A 21,058-nucleotide genomic window follows, 5' to 3' on the forward strand; every position below is an offset into this window, starting at 1 on the left:
CGTGCCGGGGTAAAATATTTTTGCCACTGCCCTAAAACGGCCTATTCATCTCTACTTCCGAACATCGCAATTGGCTCGTATAATCAGCAACTGGGTTCCTTTCCGGTTAAGTGGCTTTTGTCCACCGGCCTCAAAGCGTCCCATAAACGCCGGATAATCCTTTCCCCAATACACTGGTGGGCCGGCGTTCCATCGGAACGGAACATTTCCTGATAGGGAATGGCCACGGTGAAATAATTGTCGGCATCAAGATTACCCAGCAGGTCAACCTTTGCCTTCATGTGAATACGTAGCCCGTCCTCTTCGTTTACAAAAATCATTTCAATGTGTTCAATGTGGCGAAAATCCGCCGGCGTGCCCGGACCGGAACAAAACTTAAACACCTGCTGCCGGGAGGTAGAGGTAAGGCCACAGGAGGCAAAACCCAAATGCCAGGATAAGGCTTCCCATACGGCAGTGATAGCCGGGGAAGGCTTTATGGTCAGTTCGATCATGCGGGTGACATCGGGGGCAAAGGCAATCACCACCTGTACACGCAAAAAACAACGGTGGTGATCACTGCTGATGGCCAGGTTCAGGGGCAGGTGCAAGGTGAAAGGTAATTCCATCGTTTCGCCCGGATGTACGGTTACTTCCCTGGCCAGTTCCATTTTGGCCGCGCTTTCCCTTTGCCGGCGACGTCCCTTCCCCCCATCCTCCCCCTCGTACCATTCCTCCAGTAATTCCAGCTGTATCCCCTTGATGCGCCGGGAAGTTCTTACCGCTTTCAAGAAAACTTCCCCTTGTACCGTGCCTCCCTGGACATACTCCAGGAACGGCAAACGCACGTCCAGGGAGAGATCGGGGAAAACTTTCCCTTTTAAGTTATTCCATAAACTCAACCCCCACCCTCCCTCCAATAAATTGGTCTCTTGCTAATTATTCGCTGTGGGAGCAAGTAATTCCTGCCCTTGGCAAACAGAAGTTAAGGCAAGATGTGCAATGGTTTCCACATCAAGGGGCAAACCGATACGCAAAAAATTTTCCACGCAGCGAATGGTCACATCGTCCATTATTTCCAGGGCTGTGGGAATAACCCCGACACCAATTATGGCGGTGATGGTCCAGGCCGCCTCTTCGACAGTAATGACACCGGGCTCCACTATGGCCAACATCTCAGCAGGGTCTATTTTAACAATGATGTCACCTAACCTTATCCTGCTTTTTTCTCAAACATCTTGAAATAAAAAACCTGCCGGGAAGGCAGGTTTAATTCGGTTAAGCCGTCACTCTGAATGAGCGGGTCGATTCCAGTGGCTCTACCAACGTAACCCGGGAGCCATGTTCGACTGCCCAGAGAATCTGAGATACGAGGCTGCCCACATCTCCTTCCCGGATAGATTTGGCCGGCAAGGCCAGGGGAAGGCAGAACTCCGGGCGATCGGCATAGCGCAGGCAGACCTGCAGGTGCAACCGCTCCCCCACGGAACGAAGCGGGGCAACGCGCGTTATCCGCCCATCCCGGGACGACAGCTCGTCCTGGACCTGAGCCAGCAGGGCATTCAGGCTAGAGTCCCACAGACCGCCGCTGTACATAAAAGACACCTCACTCCATGCTCTGGGCTTTCTTTTATTATATTAATCGAGCCATGGCGGGGTAAATTTTCTAAAGGCCAACAACATAAATGAAGCACCTAACTGACAGCAGAAAAGTTAAATGGTAAACTTTGAGGGGGCCTGGCCGCAATAGTCTCTTCTTTTGCCATTCAACCGACTTTAAAGCAGTTTAAACGGAAAAAAGCAATTTGGTTTTATTTACCATTGAAGTAGTTGCATATAACCTGATAAAAGGGTAATAATACGAACAACAGGGTCGGTAATGGCCGAGCCAAGACTGCTACAGGGTCGCAAATGGCTCTGTAGCAGTCGGCCAAAGGTTGATATCGGGTCACATTGGCTCGATATCAGCCGGCGGGCAGATCAATGGAGGTTCCGGCAGGCTCGGCAGCAGTCCGAAGGACTGCTGCCGGGTCGTAAGGGATATCCATTGATCGAGCTAAGATCAGTACAGGTGCCGGAGTATTTTTGTCGGCTACGACTAAAATAGAGAGGTCTGGTGCAGTCGAGAGATTGCATCAGGCTTCCCAGGTATCTGCACTGGTCGAGCAAAGGTCATTACGGGTTCCGTAATGGTCCGCGGTAGCCGAAAGGTTACCGTGGGCTATGCAGGGATGCGTAATGGCTGTAGCGCAGGTCATTACCGGCTCGAAAAAGAAACCCTTCTCCAATGGAGAAGGGTTTCTTATTTATAGTGCTGCAGGTTTTAAAACTGATGGTGCGCCAGTCCCGCGTTTACCCCAGTGTTCCCACGACGTCCACACAGCGGGGGCACAGGGTGGGATGCTCCTGGTGCCGGCCAACGCCGGGGTGATACATCCAGCACCGCTCACATTTTTCTCCCGGCGCCCTTTCCACCACCACCGCCAGCCCCGGGATTATTTCAGAAACCACCGCCTTTTCCGGCAGGTCCCCGGTCCACTTTTTAAGCTCCACGGCGGAGACGATGAAAATGGTAGGTAAATCCTGGACCCTGGACAGAAAATCGTACATTTCCTCCCGGGCGTACAAGATCACTGCAGCCTCCAGGGAGTTGCCGATTACTTTTTCCCGCCGGGCCGCCTCCAGGGCCCGGGTAACCTCTCCCCGCACGGCCAGCAGGCGTTCCCACCTGGACTCCAGCTCTACATCCAGGTAATCTTCGTTAACCTGGGGCATGTCGGTTAACTGTACACTTACCGGCGCATCCTTTTCTTTCGGGGCATAGCGCCAGATTTCCTCCGTGGTAAAGGCCAGAATAGGTGCAAGCAAGCGTACCAGGGCATGTAATACCTGGTAGAGCACAGTCTGGGCCGCCCGGCGTTCCGGGGATTGGGCGGAGGTGGTGTAGAGCCGGTCTTTAATCATATCCAGATACAGCGCGCTCATATCAATGGTACAGAAGTGATGAATGGTATGGAAAACCACATGGTACTCGTAATCCCTGTAGGCAGCCAGCACCCGCTCCATCATCCGGTGCAGGCGCAAAAGCGCCCAGCGATCCATCTCGGGAAGCCGGTCATAAGGTACCTGGTCGCCGGGTCCGAAGTCATACAGGTTCCCCAATAAAAACCGGCAGGTATTGCGGATCTTGCGGTAGGCTTCGGTCATTTGCTTGAGAATGTTCTGCGATACCGCCAGATCACCCCGGTAGTCGGCAGAGCTCACCCACAGGCGCAAAATATCGGCACCCATTTGATCGACAATCTTCAGGGGATCGATTACATTACCCAGGGATTTGCTCATCTTACGGCCCTGTTCATCAACCACAAAACCGTGAGTAAGCACAGCCCGGTACGGGGCCTGACCCCGCACCGCCACCGCCGTGGACAGGGAACTGTTAAACCAGCCCCGGTGCTGGTCGCTGCCTTCCAGGTAGAGATCCGCCGGCCAGCGCAGTTCCGGCCAGATGTCCGGTTGCTCCAGCACGCCCACGTGGGAAGTGCCGCTGTCAAACCAGACATCCATGATATCGGTTTCCTTGGTAAACTCGCCGGCCCCGCAGGACGGGCATTTGAACCCGGAAGGAAGCAGTTCCGCCGCTTCCCGCACAAACCAGACATCCGAACCGTGCTCCTTGAACAATCCCTGCAGGTGGGATATGGTTTCTTCGGTAATAATTTCCTTGCCGCAACCGGTGCAGTAAAAGATGGGTATGGGAACGCCCCAGGTCCGCTGCCGGGAAATGCACCAGTCGCCGCGGTTGGCCACCATATTGTAAATGCGCTCTTCTCCCCAGGCCGGGATCCAGCGCACCTGGCGGATGGCCTCCAGAGCTTTCTGGCGAAAGCCCTCAATAGAAGCAAACCATTGTTCCGTAGCCCGGAAAAAAACCGGCCTTTTACAACGCCAGCAGTGGGGGTACTGGTGGTTTATGGTATCGCTTTTAAGCAGTTTACCCCTGGCCCTTAACTCGGCAATGATGCCCTCGTTGGCGTCCGTATAAAACTGTCCGGCAAACTGCCCCGCTTCCCCGGTAAAACGCCCCCGGCCGTCAATAGGAGACAGGATGGGCAAACCGTAGCGCTGCCCCACCAGGTAGTCTTCGTGGCCGTGGCCCGGAGCAGTGTGCACGCAGCCGGTACCGGCATCCAGGGTAACGTGATCCCCTAAAATGACCAGGGAATCCCGTTCAATAAAGGGATGCCCCAGAACCACGCCCTCCAGGTCACTGCCGGCAAACTCTTCTTTAATGGTCCAATCATTGAGTCCCACAGCCCGGGCAAAAGAAGGCAGCAGTTCTTTAGCCACCACATATTCCTCTTCCCCGGAGGCCACCAGAACATAGGTAAAATCGGGATGCAGGCAAACGGCCACGTTGGCAATTAACGTCCAGGGAGTGGTAGTCCAGATGACCACCTGGCTGCCCGCCGGCAAACGCCCCTTTCCATCCTTTACGGGAAAACGAACATAGATGGACGGGGACTTTTTATCCTGATATTCCACTTCCGCCTCAGCCAGGGCCGTTTCACAGGTGGCACACCAGTAAACGGGTTTTAAGCCCTTGTAAATGTAACCCCGGCGGGCCATTTCCCCGAAGACGCCAATTTGCGCCGCCTCATAGTGGGGCATCAGGGTGAGATAGGGATGCTCCCAGTCTCCACGCACGCCCAGGCGCTTAAACTCCTGCCGCTGGACGTCCACAAATTTCAAGGCGTATTCCCTGCACTTGTGCCGGAACTCCACCGGGTGAACGGCATGCCGGTTTAACCCCAGGTTTTTAATGGCCTGCTGTTCAATGGGCAACCCGTGGGTATCCCAGCCAGGCACATAGGGGGCATCGTAGCCGGCCATGGAGTGATACTTGATTACAATATCCTTGAGCACCTTGTTCAGGGCAGTCCCCAGGTGGATGTGCCCGTTGGCGTAGGGCGGCCCGTCATGCAGAATAAACTTGGGCCGGCCGGCATTTTTTTGCTGTACGAGGCGGTAAATATTAATTTCATCCCAGAATTTTAAAATCTCCGGTTCCCGTTGGGGCAGATTGGCCCGCATGGGAAAATCGGTTTTGGGCAGGTTTAAGGTCTGGCTGTAATCCATCAGTAACCACCCCAGTTTACGTATAATAGCTCAAGTGTGTCCGGCTAAAATAGAAAAAATCCCGCCCCAAGGGACGGGATTTTCCCGCGGTACCACCCTTATAGACAGGTTAACGTTCACTAACCTGTCCCCTCGTTTTGCCGGTAACGGCGGCCAGCCGTCCGGGCCTACTAAACGGGGGTAATCCCGCCGTTCAGCCGGCGCCTCCCGGGTGATTTTCGCCATGGTTTCCTGTACCCGGTTTCCAGCTTCCCCGGGCTCTCTGCAACAGGAGGGACCTGGCTACTCGTCCCGCTCACAGGCTTTGCAACATAAGCTTTTGCAACATAAACAACAAGTATTATACACAAAAAATAGGGATCAGGTCAACATGCCTGGGCCATTCCCCAGTAGGATCTCCAAGCTTTGGTCAATGGCCTAACTTTGCTCCCACTGTTTATATGGGCCTCGCACTTCAATGCTCATCCTTGGATTCTGAATTTTTTATCTTAAGTATTCAATAGCAAAATTACAATAAAAACCTATTGCCTCAAGGAGCTTTGAAATTTCTATATACTCATTTGGCTGATGTGCCAGCCTGGCCTCTCCCGGCCCGAATATGAAGAAGGGTAGTTTTGTGGGAGGAATTAAGACTGCCGCATCAGTATAGTAGCTAACCCCCTCTATTGCAACTTCCCTCCCCAAGGTCTGGCTGGCAACTTTTTCTCCCATCTTTACAAGTTCATGGTTCATAGGGGTATCAACGGAAGGCCTATCATTTATAATTTCTACTTCAGCTTCAAGACCTTGTTCTTCCAATATGTCCTGTATGTCCCTCAGTATTTCCTGATGAGCCATTCCCGGTACAGTACGTATATCCACCGTCAGCACACACTTATCGGGAACAACATTGGTTTTTATACCGCCGGAGATTGTCCCTATATTTAACGATGGTTTACCCAATAAAGGATGCTCCATGAATCTGAAATTATATCGTTGTAGTTCGTTAATCAAAGTGTTCATCATCAGGATGGCGTTTTTCCCTTCCTCAGGCATAGAGCCATGGGCGGTCTTACCGTAGGTAGTTATCTTTAACCACAAGGCCCCTTTCTCCGCAACATAAATATTGTTATTGCTAGGTTCACCAATTATTACTGCCCCTACTTTATTCAAAACACCGCCCTGCAGGAGACGCTTGGCGCCCACGCTATCCACCTCTTCGCCAGCGGTGCCGGCCACAATGAGATCTCCAGCCAGTTCAACCCCTGCTGCTTTGAGTATACCGGCAGCCATGATCATAGCCACTAAGCCGCCCTTCATATCAGCGGCTCCCCGCCCGTAAACCCTATCCCCAATAATTTGACCAGACAGTGGATCATATTCCCATCCCACGTCCCCCGTAGGAACAGTATCCAGATGGCCGTTATATAAAAGTGCCGGTTTATCCCCTCGCCCCTTCAGTACTCCTACTACATTGGCACGATTTTTTTCTAGGGACTCGACCATAACTTCTAGACCCATCATCCTCATCTGTTCGGCTAGGTACAGAGCTAGGGGTTCTTCATTTCCGGGAGGGTTTACGGTATTTATTTGTATAGATTTTACCAGAACATCGAGTATTTTTCCCTGGTCCATGTATTCACTAGCCGAAATGTGCGAAAACATTTTTATACCTCCATACTTTTTAGATTTAACATGTCAACAAAGCATGCCTTTGACAATTCCCTCAAGACGAGGAACCTTTTCAGATCTCTGAGATAAGGGATTCTTCTACGTTGCTCTGTTATCTCAGCCAGATCCACAGTGGCAACAATTGCCTCATCATCGTTTTTAGCCTCCATTAAAACCTTACCCTGTGGGTTCACTATCCGAGAGTGACCGGCAAACTGGGTATCCTTTTCCTGACCAGATCTATTGGCGGCAATTAAAAACAACCCGTTTTCCAGCGCTCTGGAACGGGTAGCAAGATCCCACGCATACAACCTGGGTAATCCAAAGGCCGACGGATAAAGGAGCATATCTGCCCCCTTTAAAGTAAGGATGCGAGCACTTTCGGGGAACCCTACCTCATAACATATCTGTATTCCGACCCTACCAAAGGGAGTAGGAAAAACCGGGTATTCCTCGCCACAGGCCCACCGCAGTTGCTCCCTATCCCAGAGGTGAACTTTGCGATAAGTGCCGATTAGCCCCTCGGGGCCAATTAAAAAAGCCGTATTATAAACTACTCCCCTCTTTACACCCACTTCCATGATGGTACCAGCCAAGAAAACCTTCTTTTCCCGAGCATACTTTCCTAATTGTTCTACAGCGTAACCCGGTATGGTCTCGGCAAGGGCAAGATCTTCTTCTTCAACACGGTAACCTGTTAAAAAAAGCTCAGGCAAAATAATAAGCTCTGCCCCCTTGCTCCGGGCATCATCAATCAAAGTTAATGCTTTTTGCAGGTTCTTTTCTTTATTTCCCGGGAAACATTTCATTTGTACCGCTGCTACCGTTATCGGATTGGTGCTCAAATTCTCATCCCCCTCTTTACCTATTAAAGTATTCGCCTTAACGAACCAGTTCATTAGCCTGCTTTTTTAAAACTACTGTCAAATTGCTCAGTTCATTAACTGCAGCACTTATCTCTTGAGTTGAGGCAGCCTGCTGTTGAGCCGCCGCCGATATTTGTTCAATCGCGTGCGTCAAATCCAGAATAGAGCGTTGTATTTCCTGCAGTGCTTGCATAACTTCTTTTGCCGAACGCTGTGTATTTTGAGAAAGGTTACGTATTTCCCCTGCTACTACATTAAAGCCACGTCCTGCATCACCTACCCGAGCTGCTTCAATAGCCGCGTTTAAACCCAGCATGTGAGTCTCCTCGGCAATATCCCGTATTAGGTTCACTATGCTATCTGTTTTTCTGACTTCATCCTTGAGAGCTTGAGCAGTACTATTCAAGTTTTCCGTAGTGGCCGCCAACTCCTCTGTAGTAGCGGAAAGATTAGTTATAGCCGTTGCAATAGTGTTAACCTGGTCTTCCATCTTCTCCGCCGCTGCCATCAGATCTTCCTGGCGGTCAATGGGAGAGGTTATGGCCAGCGCACCAACTACTTTACCCGTAGCGGGGTCAGTTATAGGATATGCTATGCCAATATACGGAATACCGTAAACTTCTTTTCCCACACGCATGACAACCCTTTGCCTTTTTTTCAAAGCCAGAGCTGTTGCACTCCCCTCTCCAAAGGCATCTCCCGCCTTTAAAGGAAGGCGAACGCTACCGTGGTTACAGTATATGCACTGTTCCAGGTTCGAAACATATAAACCAACTTCCTCGCCCAAAAGCCCCTTGATAAAGGGTGCCAGCTCCAGCGCATAGGAAAGGAGGTCACGTGATGGTAATGATAGCGAGCCTTCATTTTTTTCTTCAACGGAAACATGTGAAAAATTCTCTTCTATTAAACGTTCTGCTTCTTGTGTTTTAGGTGCCTGTTTATAGAAAAATGAGAAAAACATAAATGGAAGCACCCTCCCTCTGAAAAAATAAAAGCACGGCCGCCGGAGATGGTTAACCTTTGCTTCCCGCGGCGGATAGTACCATTCTTCTTTGTATAACGCTAGTTGGAAAAATGAAACAGGCTGGAAGAAAGTCAAGACTATTTTGTTGTTAAGCCATCAAACTTTTCTACTGCAGCACGGAAGAAATCAGGCACCGGTTCTGCAGTTCGTGCTGTGGGATTATAGTTTACATAAACTGTTTGCCCTTTAAGCACTAAAACACCTGAATCTTTCTTATAGATCTCAAAGTCCACAGTATAACTTTTATTACCAATATTAGAAACACGAACCCCTATTTCCAGAACTTCATCAAAAAAGGCGGGTGCCTTGAATTCGAGGCATGTTTTTACCAAGGCCATATCCATTTTACCTTCCTGGGCCATTTGCTTGTAATCAAAACCAAGGTAGCGAAAATATTCCGTAATAGCCACGTCCAAATAAGTCAAGTAGTGGGCGTTAAAAACAATCCCCTGTGCGTCAACTTCGGAATAGCGAACCCGGAGTTGATGGAAAAAGCGAAAGTCAGAACGCATAAATTTTGGTTCCTCCCGGAATGCCTCGCGCGCGTTTTTGGGGGGCCATTTGGTAGGAGCGGCGGTCTCCAAATTTGGGTGCAGAATCAGCCGCTTCTCGGAAGAGGCCGTAGAAGGCCGAAGCGTACTTTAACTGTGTAAGACATGATAGCGACATCTTGAAATTATGCAAACTATAATCCTGCAACACGCTCCGCAGAAACAGTACCCGATTTCTTCAGAACTGCCGTGGAAAGTTTCGAAAACCTGCCTCAGTAATCACGTCAAACACCTCCCATTAAAAGGGATCCGCTCCCTATTTGGAGGGCGGATCCCTTTTTACTTCTAAAAGTAGTTGAACCTCAAACACCTCTAAATTGAGGTGACCGCTTCTCCAGGAAAGCTCTGGCCCCTTCTTTCTGGTCCTCCGTTGCACAAAGGCTACCAAAGAATTCTGCCTCTGCTTCCAGCCCTTTGTCCAGCGGCAAATCCAAACCACGGTTGATGGCCTCCTTGGCCGCCCGTACAGCCAGCGGGGCTTTACCGTCAATGACGGCCGCCACCCTTAAAGCCTCTTCCAGGGCCCTTCCCTCAGGCACCACCCGATCCACCAGCCCGATACGCAGCGCCTCTTCCGCTAAGAGCGTTTCACCGGTAAAGATCAGTTCCTTGGCTTTACCCGGGCCCACCAGGCGCGCCAGGCGCTGGGTACCACCATAGCCGGGGATCAGTCCCAAATTCACTTCGGGCTGTCCCAGACGGGCATTGGCTGCCGCTATCCGGATATCACAAACCATAGCCAACTCCAGCCCGCCGCCCAGGGCATAGCCGTTAACGGCCGCAATTACCGGACAGGGGAGGAAAGCCAGTTCCTCGAAAATAACCTGCCCCTCCCTGGCCAGCTCCCGACCACTGACGGGATCAAGTTCTAGAAAACGGGTGATGTCCGCTCCGGCCACGAAAGATTTTGGCCCATTACCGGTAACGACCACCGCCCGGACGTCACCTGCTTCTATTTGCTGCCGCAGCCTTTGAATTGCTTCCCTAAGTTCTTTTAATAACGCTGCGCTCAGGGCATTCACTGGCGGGTTATCTAACCGGATAATTGCCGTTCGTCCTGCATATTCAAGGTGAACAGGCACGATTTATCACCTCACAAGTCTTAAGTGCAAGCAGGGGTAACCTTTCCCATAAACCGCCCCGGAAGTTTAATACGTATAAAAGCCCTTACCGGTCTTCCGTCCCAGGTACCCGGCGCGGACGAGCTTTCTCAGTAGAGGACAGGGACGGTACTTGGCATCGCTGAATTCGGCGTACAGAGTTTCCATCACTGCCAGGCATACATCGATGCCGATCATGTCCGCCAGGGCCAGGGGACCTATGGGGTGGTTGGCACCCAACTTCATGGCCGTGTCGATATCTTCGGCACTGGCCACACCTTCCATAAGGATGTACGCGGCTTCATTGATCATGGGTACCAGCATGCGGTTCACAATGAAACCGGGCGCCTCATTAACGGCCACGGCGGTTTTGCCCAGTTTTTCCACCATAACCTTGATGGTGGCAAAGGTTTCCTCGCTGGTAGCGGACCCCTTGACAACCTCCACCAGTTGCATGACCGGTGCCGGGTTAAAGAAGTGCATACCGATGACCTTTTCCGGCCGGGAAGTAGCAGCGGCCAGAGCACTAATACTTAAAGCCGAGGTGTTGCTGGCCAGAATGGCCTCTTTCCTTATGGTACGGTCCAGTTCCCGGAACACGTTTATTTTTAATTCCAGGTTTTCAATAACCGCTTCTATAACCAGATCAACATCAGCCCCGTCAGCCATATTGGTGGTAGTTTTTATTCGTCCCAGAATAGCTTCTTTATCCGCGGCCGCCATCTTCCCCTTTTCCACCTGACGGGCCAGGTTTTTCTCAATTAGAGACAGGCCCTTTTGTACAAAACGATCCTCCACATCGCACAACACAACGGGAAACCCGGCCTGGGCCACCACCTGGGCTATACCCGACCCCATGGTGCCGGCTCCCAGAACCAATACCTTCTCCATGGTAGTTTTTCCCCCCTCTTTTGTTTCTCCCTTCAGGCAAGCATTTCGACGACCGTGGCCATGGCCGGGCCGCCACCCACGCACAGGGAAGCCACCCCGTAGCGTGCGCCCCGGCGGCGTAGTTCGGACAGAAGGGTGACGATAATCCGGACCCCGGTGCACCCCACCGGATGACCCAAAGCAATACCGGAACCGTTGGCATTTACACGCTCCATGTCCAGCTTCAATTCCCGGTTTACGGCCAGGAATTGAGCGGCAAAGGCCTCGTTGATCTCAAAGTAGTCGATGTCTTCCAGTTGCAGCCCCGCATACTTCAATGCCCTGGGAATGGCATAGGCCGGCCCGATGCCCATGATCTCGGGAGCCACACCAAAAGAAGCGGTAGCAATAATTTTTGCCAGGGGTTTTACGCCCAGCTCCCGGGCTTTTGATTCAGCCATCAGGATAAGTGCTGCCGCAGCGTCATTGATCCCGCTGGCATTACCGGCCGTTACGGTTCCCCCCTCTTTGAATACAGGTCGGAGTTTTGAAAGAGCATCCAGGGAAGTGTCTGGCCGGGGATGTTCGTCGGTGTCTATCACCACAGTTCCCTTCCTGGTCTTGACCTCTACGGGGACGATTTCCTTTTTAAATTTTCCTTCCCGGATGGCGGCTACGGCGCGCTGGTGGCTTAACAGGGCCAGTTCGTCCTGTTCCTGACGGGTGATACCGTATCTTTCCGCCAGATTCTCGGCGGTCACCCCCATATGGTAACCGTGGAATGCATCATGCAGCGCATCGTATAGCAGGGCATCCTCTACTCGCCCGGGACCCATCCGGTATCCCGTACGCACCCCCATCAGCAGGTAAGGCACCTGGGACATGCTTTCCATACCCACTACCAGGCTAATACTGGATTTCCCGAGCATAATCTGCTGGGCTGCAACCTCCACCGCACGCATACCGGAGGCACACTGCTGTTCCACGGTAACCGCGGCAGCCTCCACCGGAATTCCGCACTTTAACTGCACCTGCCGGGCCGGGTTGCCCTTTACACCTTCCTTGTACACCATCCCGCCCACTACATCCTCCACCTGTTCGGGGCTAACCCCGGCACGCTCCATGGCCGCCCGGGCTGCGATTACCCCCAGATCTACCGCTGAAACATCTTTCAAGCTACCCAGAAAATCACCAATAGGGGTCCGGGCCGCACCTACAATGACGACACTTTCCACTGCTTACCCTCCTTGGTATACTGACAGAATTTCTTTTAAGGCAATCTTGTCCTGCCGGCTTTACACCTGGAACGGGTAAATGACGGCGGGGTGATGACTTTTAGCGTCATCACCCGCCATGCGTCGTACATTACTTATGCCTTTACTGTGGATTCGGATTTCGGTAGGGTAGCGGTCAGTGGTTTCTCACTCAGGAAAAGGGTAAGCACGGCAGCAATCACGGCCATGGCTGAAAAGAAGATAAATACGTTTGTATAAGAAGCCCCTCCGCCAGCCTTCTCCACCACCAGATAACCGGCAATGAGTGGAGCCACAAAGGAACCGAACTGGCCAAACCCGTTAGAAATTCCTACCGCACTGCCCACAACCTCTCGCGGGTAACGGATCTGCGGATAGGCGTAAACCGCCCCAAAGCTCAAGTTTACAAAGAATCCCATCAGCGCCAGCATGGCCACGATCATGGATACGTTTCCTTTGGGAATCATCCCAATGTACAACAGAACCGGAATGCTTACAAGATAGGAGATTAGCAGTACAGGACGGGTCTTGTTCTTAAATACATTATCGGTGAGCCAGCCGCCCAGAATCATGGCCACAAAGGCTACGGCATAGGGTAGGGAAACCAGGGCACCCATAGTTTTCAGGCTAAAACCATGCTGTTCATAAAGGAAGGAGGAAATCCATGTGGTGCTGCCCCAATAGATTGCCAGGTTCATGAACAGGACAATGCAATACATCCAGAAGTACACGTCCCTGGCCACAACAGTTAGCCCACCTTTAGAATCACCCTTTACGGACTCCGACACCACACCAGCTTCAATGTAGTCGGCCTCCGCCTGGGTCATCCGGCCCCGCCGGACCATTTCTTCCGGCTTATCAGCCACAAAGTACCAGAGCAACAGGATACCGATAATCCCCGGAACGGCCAGCCAGAAGAACACCGGTCGCCAGCTCCCGTAAAAAGCAGCCACCCATGTGATGATTATCGGAATAATAGCGGGCCCCACAGCCCACGAGGTGGAGAAGAATCCAGCAGCCCGACCTTTTTCCACTTTAGGAAACCAGTTGGCAATGGCTTTATGAGAAGGAGAGAAATGGTGACCTTCGAAGAAACCCAGTCCTAATCGAACAAGGATGAAGTGGGTGAAATTACGAATGAACCCCGTGACAAAGGTAACGGCAGTGAAGGTAGTGATAGCAATATACATCACCTTCTTTGGCCCAATGCGGTCGGCAAGCCACCCGCCGGTAAACTGAGCAATCGCATAGGCGAAGAAAAACAGGGATGCACCAAGACCGGCCTGGGCAGCCGTCAGTCCCAGATCGCTCCGGATAAGTGGCAGAAACGTCAGTACCGCAATACGGTCAAAGTAGTTAATAATATAGACAAGCCAAAGAACAATAAGTACTATCCACCGGTACCGGGATACCTTGCCCAAAACATTTTTTGCGGTTTCCACAGGCTTAAACCTCCTTTGTTGCTGGATGAATAATGGCAACATTCTGAATCCGTTTTTTGTTACTGGGCCGTCCACCCCCCGTCAATGACCAGGCACTGGCCAGTCATATAACTGGCGGCATCGGAAGCCATGAAGACCACCGCTCCGGCCATGTCTTCAATCCGTCCGAGCCGGCGCATGGGAATATTCCTGAGCAGGTGGTTATAAATCTTTTCGTTCTTCAAATCAGCCTCATTCATGGGAGTAATGACATAGCCTGGACAGAGGGCATTGACACTGATGTTGTATTTGGCCCATTCCAGTGCCAATGCCCTGGTCATCTGGATGACACCACCCTTGGCCACGCAATAGGGCAGCACCTGGCGTTCGCCCACCAGTCCAAGGATGGAGGCTACGTTGATGATTCGACCGCCGCCCTGCTTGATCATCTGCCGGCCCACGGCCTGGGCAACAAAAAAGACCGCCCGCTGGTCAAGGGCCACCACCCGCTCAAAATCCGCTTCCGTCAGGTCTTCTGCCCTCTTCGTAATGGCAGTACCGGCGTTGTTCACCAGGATATCAATCCTGCCATATTCCGCCACGGTCCTTTCCACCAGTTTCTGCACCTGATCATTTTGGGTTACATCGGTGGCGACACCTATAGCCCGGCGGCCCATGCCACGAATTTCATCGGCCACACGGTCACAATCGGCCTGATTCCGACTGACTATAACCAGATCCGCTCCGGCCCCGGCCAGCGCCAGCGCAATACCGTAGCCAATACCCTTGGTGGATCCCGTAACCAGGGCCACTCTACCGTTTAAACCAAACGTGGGAAATTTCATGCTCCTCTTCCTCTCTCAAGGTATAATCAACGATGCACAAAAGAATCTCCCCACAATTCATACACGCACTTCCCATCCGCACATTAAACTTAACCGGCACCCGAGTAGAAGTACTCCCTGAAGGCCCGCCGGGCTAATTAAAAGAGCTGCTGCAGTTCCTCCAGGGAACCTTCCAGAAGTTGAATGTAGCTCTCGAAGGTAAGGTTTTTGAGGCCGTTGTTGGTATAGATACCGGCCCGGTCTATAATGCGAATGATGCGCAGCTGTTCCTCAGTGGGAGGAGGCGTAACTTTGACTTCCGGAGCTACCTTAAGATCCCAGGAAACATTGGCCCGCACCTCTTCCACACTCACTCCGGGGTGAACGCTGTCCAGATAGGCCTCTTTGGTTTCCGGATCAAACCGGAAGATACATTTATTGGTAATGATGGCTACCGGACCTCCACCCGGCAGACCTGCTTTTTTACGAGAATTGTAACCGTCCAGGTACCCGGGAGAGGTGATGTAATCGACCCGCTCCAGGAAGCGTCTCTTTTCCAGGGGGATGGTGATGACGGTTCGGTGGGCTGAACTCGCAATGTCGTTGGCTCCGCCGCTTCCCGGCAACCTGGAGGCAGGATGGTAGTAATCCCCACTGCCAAAAATGGCCGTGCTATTCAAGTTACCATACTTATCCACCTGGGCACCACCGACCATCCCCACATCAAAGTAACCCCGTTGCTGATCGGCAAAGAGCCGCCATAATGAGGTGGTGCAAATGGCATTTTCCACACATGCGTTATCCCCAATACCCAGCACTATACGGTAAGGCATAGGGCCAACGCTTCCTGACTCCATGGCCATGATAAGATTCGGTGCGTGGGTGAGCTTAGCCACCAGGGCCCCTAACAGAGGCACCCCCACACCGACAAACACCACGTCGCCGTCCCGAAGCTCCCGGGCAGCTGCCGCCACCAGCAGTTCCGGCAAGTTATAATCCCGGGCGAAATTTTGACTCTCTGCCATTCTGTTCCCCCCTTAGCAGCTGATGTGGGTAAACCTTCTTTCAACGCGCCGTAACCTTTCCAATCTATCCCAGCCCACCTTTTCCATATACCCCTCCCAGCTATCCACACCAAAACACCATTCGTCCAGCCACTTTTCAAAGCCCTCGCGGGTCCGGAAAGCTGCCAGTTGTTGTACATGAAAGGGAATATCATAAGCGTAGTAGTAAGGCATGTTCCAGGGATGACAGGCGAAAGGCACTTCTACCACAGCATCCACGGTATACTCCGGCGCAATGGTTAGATTGGGATGACGGCGCACTTCATCAGTAGAAACTATCTCTTCACAGGTGATAATGACTTTTTTTGCCGCCCTTACCAAATTCTCGGCATTAGAGGAGAAACCAAACATCTGTGCGTTACCCCTTTTATCAGACCGGCTGACGTGGACAATGGCTACATCCGGTCTGGCTGCCGGTACCAGAGCCACCTTTTCTCCCGTGTAGGGATCATCCATGGTTTTAATTCGCGCATTGTATTTCGGCAGATCTGAACCCAGCAAGGATTTGGTAGGCAAGAAGGGTACGTTCATGGCCCCCGCCAAAAACCTCAAGCCAATAGTAAAATTAGAATAATCCTCCACCTCTATTGGATGTGGAATTCCCTTTTCCACGGCCCGGCGGAAATTGTAGGCCAAACCTGCCACGGCGTAGGAGCACCATGCAATTTCCATCCGTTTTAAGACTCCCGCCCCCACCAGCAGGTCTCCAGCCTCGCAGGGACTGTCCCCAATGAGGGTAAGATTTCTCTTGCCCTGTCTTATGATCTCGTAGGCATGAGCTACGCACTGGATGCCACCCATCCCGCCAAAGGCAATAGTATCTCCATCTTCTACGAAAGTAGCGATGGCTTCTTTCAGGGTCATACGTTTATCCGTTTTCTTCTTGGTGTTCATAAATTCCATTCCCTACTATCCCCCTTTCCTGGTACCGAAGACTTCAAGCCCCTCATCCAGACAAGCCTCCAGCAAATTTTCCGCTGGATGACCGGTTGGTACATGCCATTCCCGCACTTCATCGGCGGCAATCTCTATGCGGGGGCCATTAAAGGGCGGCCGGGTGGCACAGTCGGACGGGCAAGCACTTACCACCAGCAGGACGTCATAGGTCTGGTCATTCCAAGGAACCACCTTCAGTTCCGGAAGCCGGCTCTGTAATTTACGAACCAGAGCCGGGCCGTCCTCCTGCGGGTTACAGTGCCCGCAGTACTTTACACCCGCCTTCAGCTTACCTGTCGCCAAGGCGGATCATTCCTTTTCCGGTATACCGGCCAGGATCCTGGCCAGTTTCTTCTTCTGCTCCAGGTTCCCCTGACGCATGATCATTACACGCTGCGCCTGGGGAGAACCGGCTCCGTGCATACTTTCGGCCAGGGCGGTACCGCCGGTCATGTTTTCAATCAGCCGGGCAATCCGGATCCGGTCCTCCGTCGGGACACTGGCCACACCCCGGAAATATTTCTCTACATAGGGACCAACTTCTGGACAGCGAAGATCCTGCTCCGAGGGCAAAGTGGCAATAAAACCGCCCGCAATATCGTGGCTGAGACGACAAATCTCATAGATAAACCGCGTAACGTTTAGCTTGGTGATGTTAGCCAGCAATGGATCGACAAAATAGGCGCCGGAAGGGGTGGGCCTGCCTTCGGCGGAACAGGCAATGGAACCGGCATAAAGAGTTTCCGTTAGATGGATCATCTCCGTGAGCTTATCCCGCACATGGGATGCTTTGGCAACGCCATTATAGTCCGCGATAAGTGCCGTAGCCCCAATAATCACGTCACTTACGCCACCTTTACAGCCCCCGTAATTCTGCCGGTGGTATGAGGCAAAACGCTCCACCAGGGTACCGGCAAACTGCCACTCGCCACACATAAACACACGCTCCCATGGAACAAAGACATTTTCCAGAACGGTCAGTGCCTCACCTCCCACTATACCATAACGGGCATTCCCCTGGTCAATCTGACCGTTCTTACGGGAGTCATTGGTCTGCCGTCCAAAGACGTGAATGACACCGGGAGCATCTACCGGAATAGCACAGGCTACGGCATACCGGGCGTCCTCGGCCGTCATGGCTGTGGTGGGCATGATGAGCATTTCGTGGGAGTTCACAATTCCTGTCTGGTGGGCTTTGGCTCCGCGAAGCACGATGCCCTTTTCGTTCTTTTCAACTACGTGAACGTAGAGGTCTGGATCCGCCTGCTGGGATGGTCGTAGGCTGCGATCCCCCTTGGGATCGGTCATGGAACCGGCAACCATAATGTCCGTATCCTGAACGTATAAAAGGTACTCTTTGAAACGTTCGTGATAGTTGGTTCCCAGGTTCTGGTCCATTTCATAGGTAACGGAATACAACGCATTAAGACCATCGAACCCCACACACCGCTGGAAACAGGTACCTGTACGCCGGGCAATCATGCGCAGCATTTTGACCTTTTTTACAAGGTCTTCTGTGCTTTGGTGAATGTGGGTAAACCGACTGATCCGCTTACCGGTAAGGTGAGAAACAGCCGTCACCAGGTCTTCGGTTACTGGATCATGGGCCATGTCATAAGTTACGGCTGCCGCGTTGATGTGGGGCCGGAATAACGGGTTATCAACCAGGTCTGTTACCTGCTCCCCGAAAGCGTATACCTTTGTTTTAAGCCTGCGCAGGCTTTCGATGTACTCGGAGCCTGTTTTCATGACCATAATCTCCTCCTTATTTTCTTGCCGGGATAGACCTTGTTATCCTTTATCAGGCAAGTCCTATGCCAGCCCACCAGTTCGACACATCTGTCCTCCCTGATCCCGAAAACCAAAAGCAAAAGAGGCGTTCAGGTCATACGCCTCCTTTGCTTAACACCCTGGCTTAACCGGATAAATGTTTTAAATCGCTACAGCGTAGCGTTTCGCTACAATACATTCCTGTCCTGGGCACTCAATCAGAGGGGGTTAAATTCGAGGAAATAACCAACTCACAATTGATTTGTCCGGTTATATTAATCCCGATCGCAACGCAATCCGTATTTGGCCATCCTCCGGTACAGGGTAGTCCGGGCTATGCCCAACTGGTTCGCCACCCGTGAGAGATTACCCTTATTTTCCTCGAGCAATTTCAAAATTACCTGCTTTTCGTAGTCCGGTACTGGTAAAAGATCCTTTCGTGCCTGCAGGTTGTTTTGGACCCTGCGGATTTCCTCCGGCAGGTGTTCCGGTCGCAACGTCGGACCACCGGCAAGGTGCAGGGCCCTCTCCACCACATTTTGCAGCTCACGGACATTGCCGGGCCATGGATAGGCTTTAACGAGGGGCCAAACCCTCTCATCCACCGAAAGGACATGTTTTCCCATTCGCTTACCCAACCGCTCCAGGAAATGCCACAGGAGAAGTTCAATATCTCCTTGGCGTTCTCTGAGAGGAATCAGTCGGATGGTAACCACGTTCAAGCGGTAATACAGGTCCCGCCGGAAGTTTCCCCGTTCCACCTCTGCAGCCAGGTCCCGGTTGGTAGCCGCAATGACACGTACATTGACAGGCAATACCGTAGAACCGCCAATACGGGTAATGGCCTTTTGCTCCAGTACCCTGAGAAGGGTAGTTTGCAATTCCAGAGGCATATCCCCAATTTCATCCAGAAAAATGGTCCCCCCGTCTGCCAGTTCGAATTTACCGGGACTCCCTCCCTTCCTGGCGCCGGTGAAGGCACCTTCCGTATAGCCAAAAAGTTCGCTCCCGATCAGGTCCCGGGGAATGGCTCCACAGTTAATGGCCACAAAGGGGCCCTTCGCCCGTTGACTGGCGTTATGAATGGCTTGAGCCAGGATATCTTTACCGGTGCCACTCTCCCCCAGCAGCAATACCGTGGAGTCACTGCTCGCTGCCGCACGGGCAAGGCGCAAGGATTCTCGGAACTTGGGGTCCTCACCCACCATATCGTCAAAGGTGAGCCTGGCCACTGCCCCGCTCATTCTTTGAGTCAACTTCCGGGCGCGGGTAATTTCATTCAGGACCATAACGATACCCTCACATTGCCCGTCGTTTCCACGAATGGGCCGGGAGGTCACGGTTAGCTTTACGGTCCCGAAAGGTGTGGTCACATCCAGTTCCCGGTCGGTGATAAATTTCTGCCCGCTTACAATTGCTTCCCAATCCGCCCCCTCACCACCCAGGACCTTCCGGACGTCCACCCCCACCGCTCTTTCTTTTTTTGTACCTAAAAGGCGAACAGCCTCTTGATTCATATGGATTACTCTTTGACAGCAGTCCGTGGCCAGGATTCCTTCCGAAATTGATTCCATCAGGGCCTCCCGAACCCGGTTGGCCAGGTCCCGCTCCCGCCAGGCCCTTTTCATGGCCATTTGCCGTTCAATGGCATCCGCACCTGCCACCACCATTCCCAGTGTATGGGGATGGACCTTTTCAAAGGACCCGGTCATATCCAATACACCAATCAGATTGCCATCCGGATCATGAATGGGTGCCGCAGAACAGGTCCACCGGTGGGAACAGATGCAATAGTGTTCGTAGCTGAAAATTTGTAATGGTTGATTCATAATAAGTGCAGTGCCAACGCTATTTGTACCGGCGCTAAGTTCGCTCCAATCGGCTCCTGGTATAAAATTCCCTTTTGCAATAGCTTGAACCACTTCTGGATCACCAATTACTTCCAGCAAATAACCTTCACAGTCTGCGACTGCAACCACAAAACCCGACCCGGCAACAAACCTGTATAAGGTTTCCATTACCGGGCGAGCAATTTCCAGCCACTCCCTATTTTTTTCACGGCGCGCCGCCAGAGCTTCCGGATCCAGTACGGTGGGAACCACCTTTTGATAAGGGTTAACACCGGCGCGCCGACAGCGTTCCCACGACTCCCGCACGATAGGCCTGAGCATTTGTAAGCCATCTTCGTTCCCAGCAACAAAGGCATGCCAGGCAGCCCGCAATTCCTTCTGAACCGGTGCCACGACTGGTGCACCCCTTTAAAGTTTTTCAATTGTTCTTATCAGTATTATTCAACAACGTATTTGGAATCACCTTTTTATTTTCGCTTTACTTATGTTGAGCCAATTGCGATGTTCGGAAGTAGAGATGAATAGGCCGTTTTAGGGCAGTGGCAAAAATATTTTACCCCGGCACGTGCCTTGGAAAACGTCCCTGTCTGGTATGGGCTTTAGCCTCCCAGAGGGTAAAAATGTTGACAACGCAAATAGCTCTTATGTTAGTAAAATATTGATTCAAATTGCGAAAAATGGTACATTAACCTGGAGGTTAACTATTGGTTAATAGCCTAAAAGCAATTCCACCAATATTTCGGAGGTGCCTAAAAATGGCCACC

The 21,058-nt window shown here is 52.0% G+C and carries 19 protein-coding genes and 1 other annotated feature; all 19 genes read right to left on the reverse strand.

Translation table 11 applies throughout. The features are described 5' to 3' along the window. Positions 1-83 precede the first annotated feature (83 nt). The 19 genes from D7024_RS10820 to D7024_RS10910 all read right to left on the reverse strand — a co-directional run bounded on the left by D7024_RS10820 (position 84) and on the right by D7024_RS10910 (position 20,687). Positions 84-881 carry a sporulation protein gene (locus tag D7024_RS10820; RefSeq protein WP_165859346.1) on the reverse strand — a complete coding sequence of 266 codons (798 nt, stop codon included), beginning with the start codon at positions 879-881 and terminating at the stop codon, positions 84-86. Positions 882-914: 33 nt separating this feature from the next. After that, complete coding sequence (locus D7024_RS14980) at positions 915-1,154, reverse strand: FAD-linked oxidase C-terminal domain-containing protein (protein WP_207666924.1); 240 nt, start codon at positions 1,152-1,154, stop codon at positions 915-917. 103 nt (positions 1,155-1,257) lie between these two features. Then, positions 1,258-1,575 carry a hypothetical protein gene (locus D7024_RS10830; protein WP_121451818.1) on the reverse strand — a complete coding sequence of 106 codons (318 nt, stop codon included), beginning with the start codon at positions 1,573-1,575 and terminating at the stop codon, positions 1,258-1,260. 756 nt (positions 1,576-2,331) lie between these two features. Beyond that, the gene (ileS, locus tag D7024_RS10835) at positions 2,332-5,115 is read right to left on the reverse strand and encodes an isoleucine--tRNA ligase (protein WP_121451819.1); all 2,784 of its coding nucleotides are present in this window, start codon (positions 5,113-5,115) and stop codon (positions 2,332-2,334) included. A gap of 66 nt (positions 5,116-5,181) precedes the next feature. Next, positions 5,182-5,423, reverse strand: a binding site (T-box leader). A gap of 175 nt (positions 5,424-5,598) precedes the next feature. Next, a complete protein-coding gene (locus D7024_RS10840) occupies positions 5,599-6,759 on the reverse strand; it encodes a M20 family metallopeptidase (RefSeq protein WP_121451820.1) in 1,161 nt (386 codons plus the stop codon). Between the two features lie 2 nt (positions 6,760-6,761). Then, positions 6,762-7,664: a carbon-nitrogen hydrolase family protein gene (locus D7024_RS10845; protein ID WP_279220997.1), complete on the reverse strand. Its 903-nt coding sequence runs from the start codon at positions 7,662-7,664 to the stop codon at positions 6,762-6,764. Further along, positions 7,648-8,592, reverse strand: coding sequence for a methyl-accepting chemotaxis protein (locus D7024_RS10850; RefSeq protein ID WP_121451822.1), 945 nt, complete (start codon positions 8,590-8,592; stop codon positions 7,648-7,650). Before D7024_RS10850 ends, D7024_RS10845 begins: the two co-directional genes overlap by 17 nt. 140 nt (positions 8,593-8,732) lie before the next feature. After that, positions 8,733-9,167 (reverse strand): acyl-CoA thioesterase, encoded by a 435-nt coding sequence (locus tag D7024_RS10855; protein ID WP_121451823.1) that lies wholly within the window; start codon positions 9,165-9,167, stop codon positions 8,733-8,735. Further along, complete coding sequence (locus D7024_RS14985) at positions 9,157-9,324, reverse strand: porphobilinogen synthase (RefSeq protein ID WP_435374073.1); 168 nt, start codon at positions 9,322-9,324, stop codon at positions 9,157-9,159. The genes D7024_RS10855 and D7024_RS14985 overlap by 11 nt, the downstream gene beginning before the upstream one ends. A 184-nt stretch (positions 9,325-9,508) precedes the next feature. Continuing rightward, positions 9,509-10,288, reverse strand: coding sequence for an enoyl-CoA hydratase/isomerase family protein (locus D7024_RS10865; RefSeq protein WP_279220998.1), 780 nt, complete (start codon positions 10,286-10,288; stop codon positions 9,509-9,511). Between the two features lie 66 nt (positions 10,289-10,354). Next, on the reverse strand, positions 10,355-11,197 hold the full coding sequence (locus D7024_RS10870; RefSeq protein WP_121451826.1) for a 3-hydroxybutyryl-CoA dehydrogenase: 843 nt from the start codon (positions 11,195-11,197) through the stop codon (positions 10,355-10,357). Positions 11,198-11,229: 32 nt separating this feature from the next. Beyond that, a complete protein-coding gene (locus D7024_RS10875) occupies positions 11,230-12,411 on the reverse strand; it encodes a thiolase family protein (RefSeq protein ID WP_121451827.1) in 1,182 nt (393 codons plus the stop codon). 134 nt (positions 12,412-12,545) lie between these two features. After that, positions 12,546-13,871, reverse strand: coding sequence for an MFS transporter (locus D7024_RS10880; protein WP_207666925.1), 1,326 nt, complete (start codon positions 13,869-13,871; stop codon positions 12,546-12,548). A 59-nt stretch (positions 13,872-13,930) separates the two neighbouring features. After that, positions 13,931-14,695: an SDR family NAD(P)-dependent oxidoreductase gene (locus D7024_RS10885; protein ID WP_121451829.1), complete on the reverse strand. Its 765-nt coding sequence runs from the start codon at positions 14,693-14,695 to the stop codon at positions 13,931-13,933. A gap of 137 nt (positions 14,696-14,832) precedes the next feature. Beyond that, positions 14,833-15,699: a CoA-transferase gene (locus D7024_RS10890; RefSeq protein ID WP_121451830.1), complete on the reverse strand. Its 867-nt coding sequence runs from the start codon at positions 15,697-15,699 to the stop codon at positions 14,833-14,835. A gap of 12 nt (positions 15,700-15,711) precedes the next feature. Continuing rightward, entirely contained in the window at positions 15,712-16,641 is a 930-nt protein-coding gene (locus D7024_RS10895) for a CoA transferase subunit A (RefSeq protein WP_121451831.1), read from the reverse strand. A gap of 6 nt (positions 16,642-16,647) precedes the next feature. Beyond that, positions 16,648-16,977, reverse strand: a complete 330-nt coding sequence (locus tag D7024_RS10900; protein WP_121451832.1) for a hypothetical protein — start codon at positions 16,975-16,977, stop codon at positions 16,648-16,650. Between the two features lie 6 nt (positions 16,978-16,983). Then, entirely contained in the window at positions 16,984-18,429 is a 1,446-nt protein-coding gene (locus D7024_RS10905) for a 4-hydroxyphenylacetate 3-hydroxylase family protein (protein WP_165859348.1), read from the reverse strand. Positions 18,430-18,719: 290 nt separating this feature from the next. Further along, complete coding sequence (locus D7024_RS10910) at positions 18,720-20,687, reverse strand: sigma-54-dependent Fis family transcriptional regulator (RefSeq protein WP_243113759.1); 1,968 nt, start codon at positions 20,685-20,687, stop codon at positions 18,720-18,722. Between the last annotated feature and the right edge of the window lie 371 nt (positions 20,688-21,058).

It is taken from the genome of Desulfofundulus salinus (assembly GCF_003627965.1).
GTDB classification, from domain to species: Bacteria; Bacillota; Desulfotomaculia; order Desulfotomaculales; family Desulfovirgulaceae; genus Desulfofundulus; species Desulfofundulus salinus.

Bases quoted from the DNA above. Each gene is read 5' to 3' on its own strand.
- D7024_RS14980 (WP_207666924.1), bottom strand. From the start codon at position 1,154: ATGTTGGCCATAGTGGAGCCCGGTGTCATTACTGTCGAAGAGGCGGCC.
- D7024_RS10830 (WP_121451818.1), bottom strand. From the start codon at position 1,575: ATGTACAGCGGCGGTCTGTGGGACTCTAGCCTGAATGCCCTGCTGGCT.
- ileS (WP_121451819.1), bottom strand. From the start codon at position 5,115: ATGGATTACAGCCAGACCTTAAACCTGCCCAAAACCGATTTTCCCATG.
- D7024_RS10840 (WP_121451820.1), bottom strand. From the start codon at position 6,759: ATGTTTTCGCACATTTCGGCTAGTGAATACATGGACCAGGGAAAAATA.
- D7024_RS10845 (WP_279220997.1), bottom strand. From the start codon at position 7,664: ATGAACTGGTTCGTTAAGGCGAATACTTTAATAGGTAAAGAGGGGGAT.
- D7024_RS10850 (WP_121451822.1), bottom strand. From the start codon at position 8,592: ATGTTTTTCTCATTTTTCTATAAACAGGCACCTAAAACACAAGAAGCA.
- D7024_RS10855 (WP_121451823.1), bottom strand. From the start codon at position 9,167: ATGCGTTCTGACTTTCGCTTTTTCCATCAACTCCGGGTTCGCTATTCC.
- D7024_RS14985 (WP_435374073.1), bottom strand. From the start codon at position 9,324: ATGTCGCTATCATGTCTTACACAGTTAAAGTACGCTTCGGCCTTCTAC.
- D7024_RS10870 (WP_121451826.1), bottom strand. From the start codon at position 11,197: ATGGAGAAGGTATTGGTTCTGGGAGCCGGCACCATGGGGTCGGGTATA.
- D7024_RS10885 (WP_121451829.1), bottom strand. From the start codon at position 14,695: ATGAAATTTCCCACGTTTGGTTTAAACGGTAGAGTGGCCCTGGTTACG.
- D7024_RS10890 (WP_121451830.1), bottom strand. From the start codon at position 15,699: ATGGCAGAGAGTCAAAATTTCGCCCGGGATTATAACTTGCCGGAACTG.
- D7024_RS10895 (WP_121451831.1), bottom strand. From the start codon at position 16,641: ATGGAATTTATGAACACCAAGAAGAAAACGGATAAACGTATGACCCTG.
- D7024_RS10905 (WP_165859348.1), bottom strand. From the start codon at position 18,429: ATGGTCATGAAAACAGGCTCCGAGTACATCGAAAGCCTGCGCAGGCTT.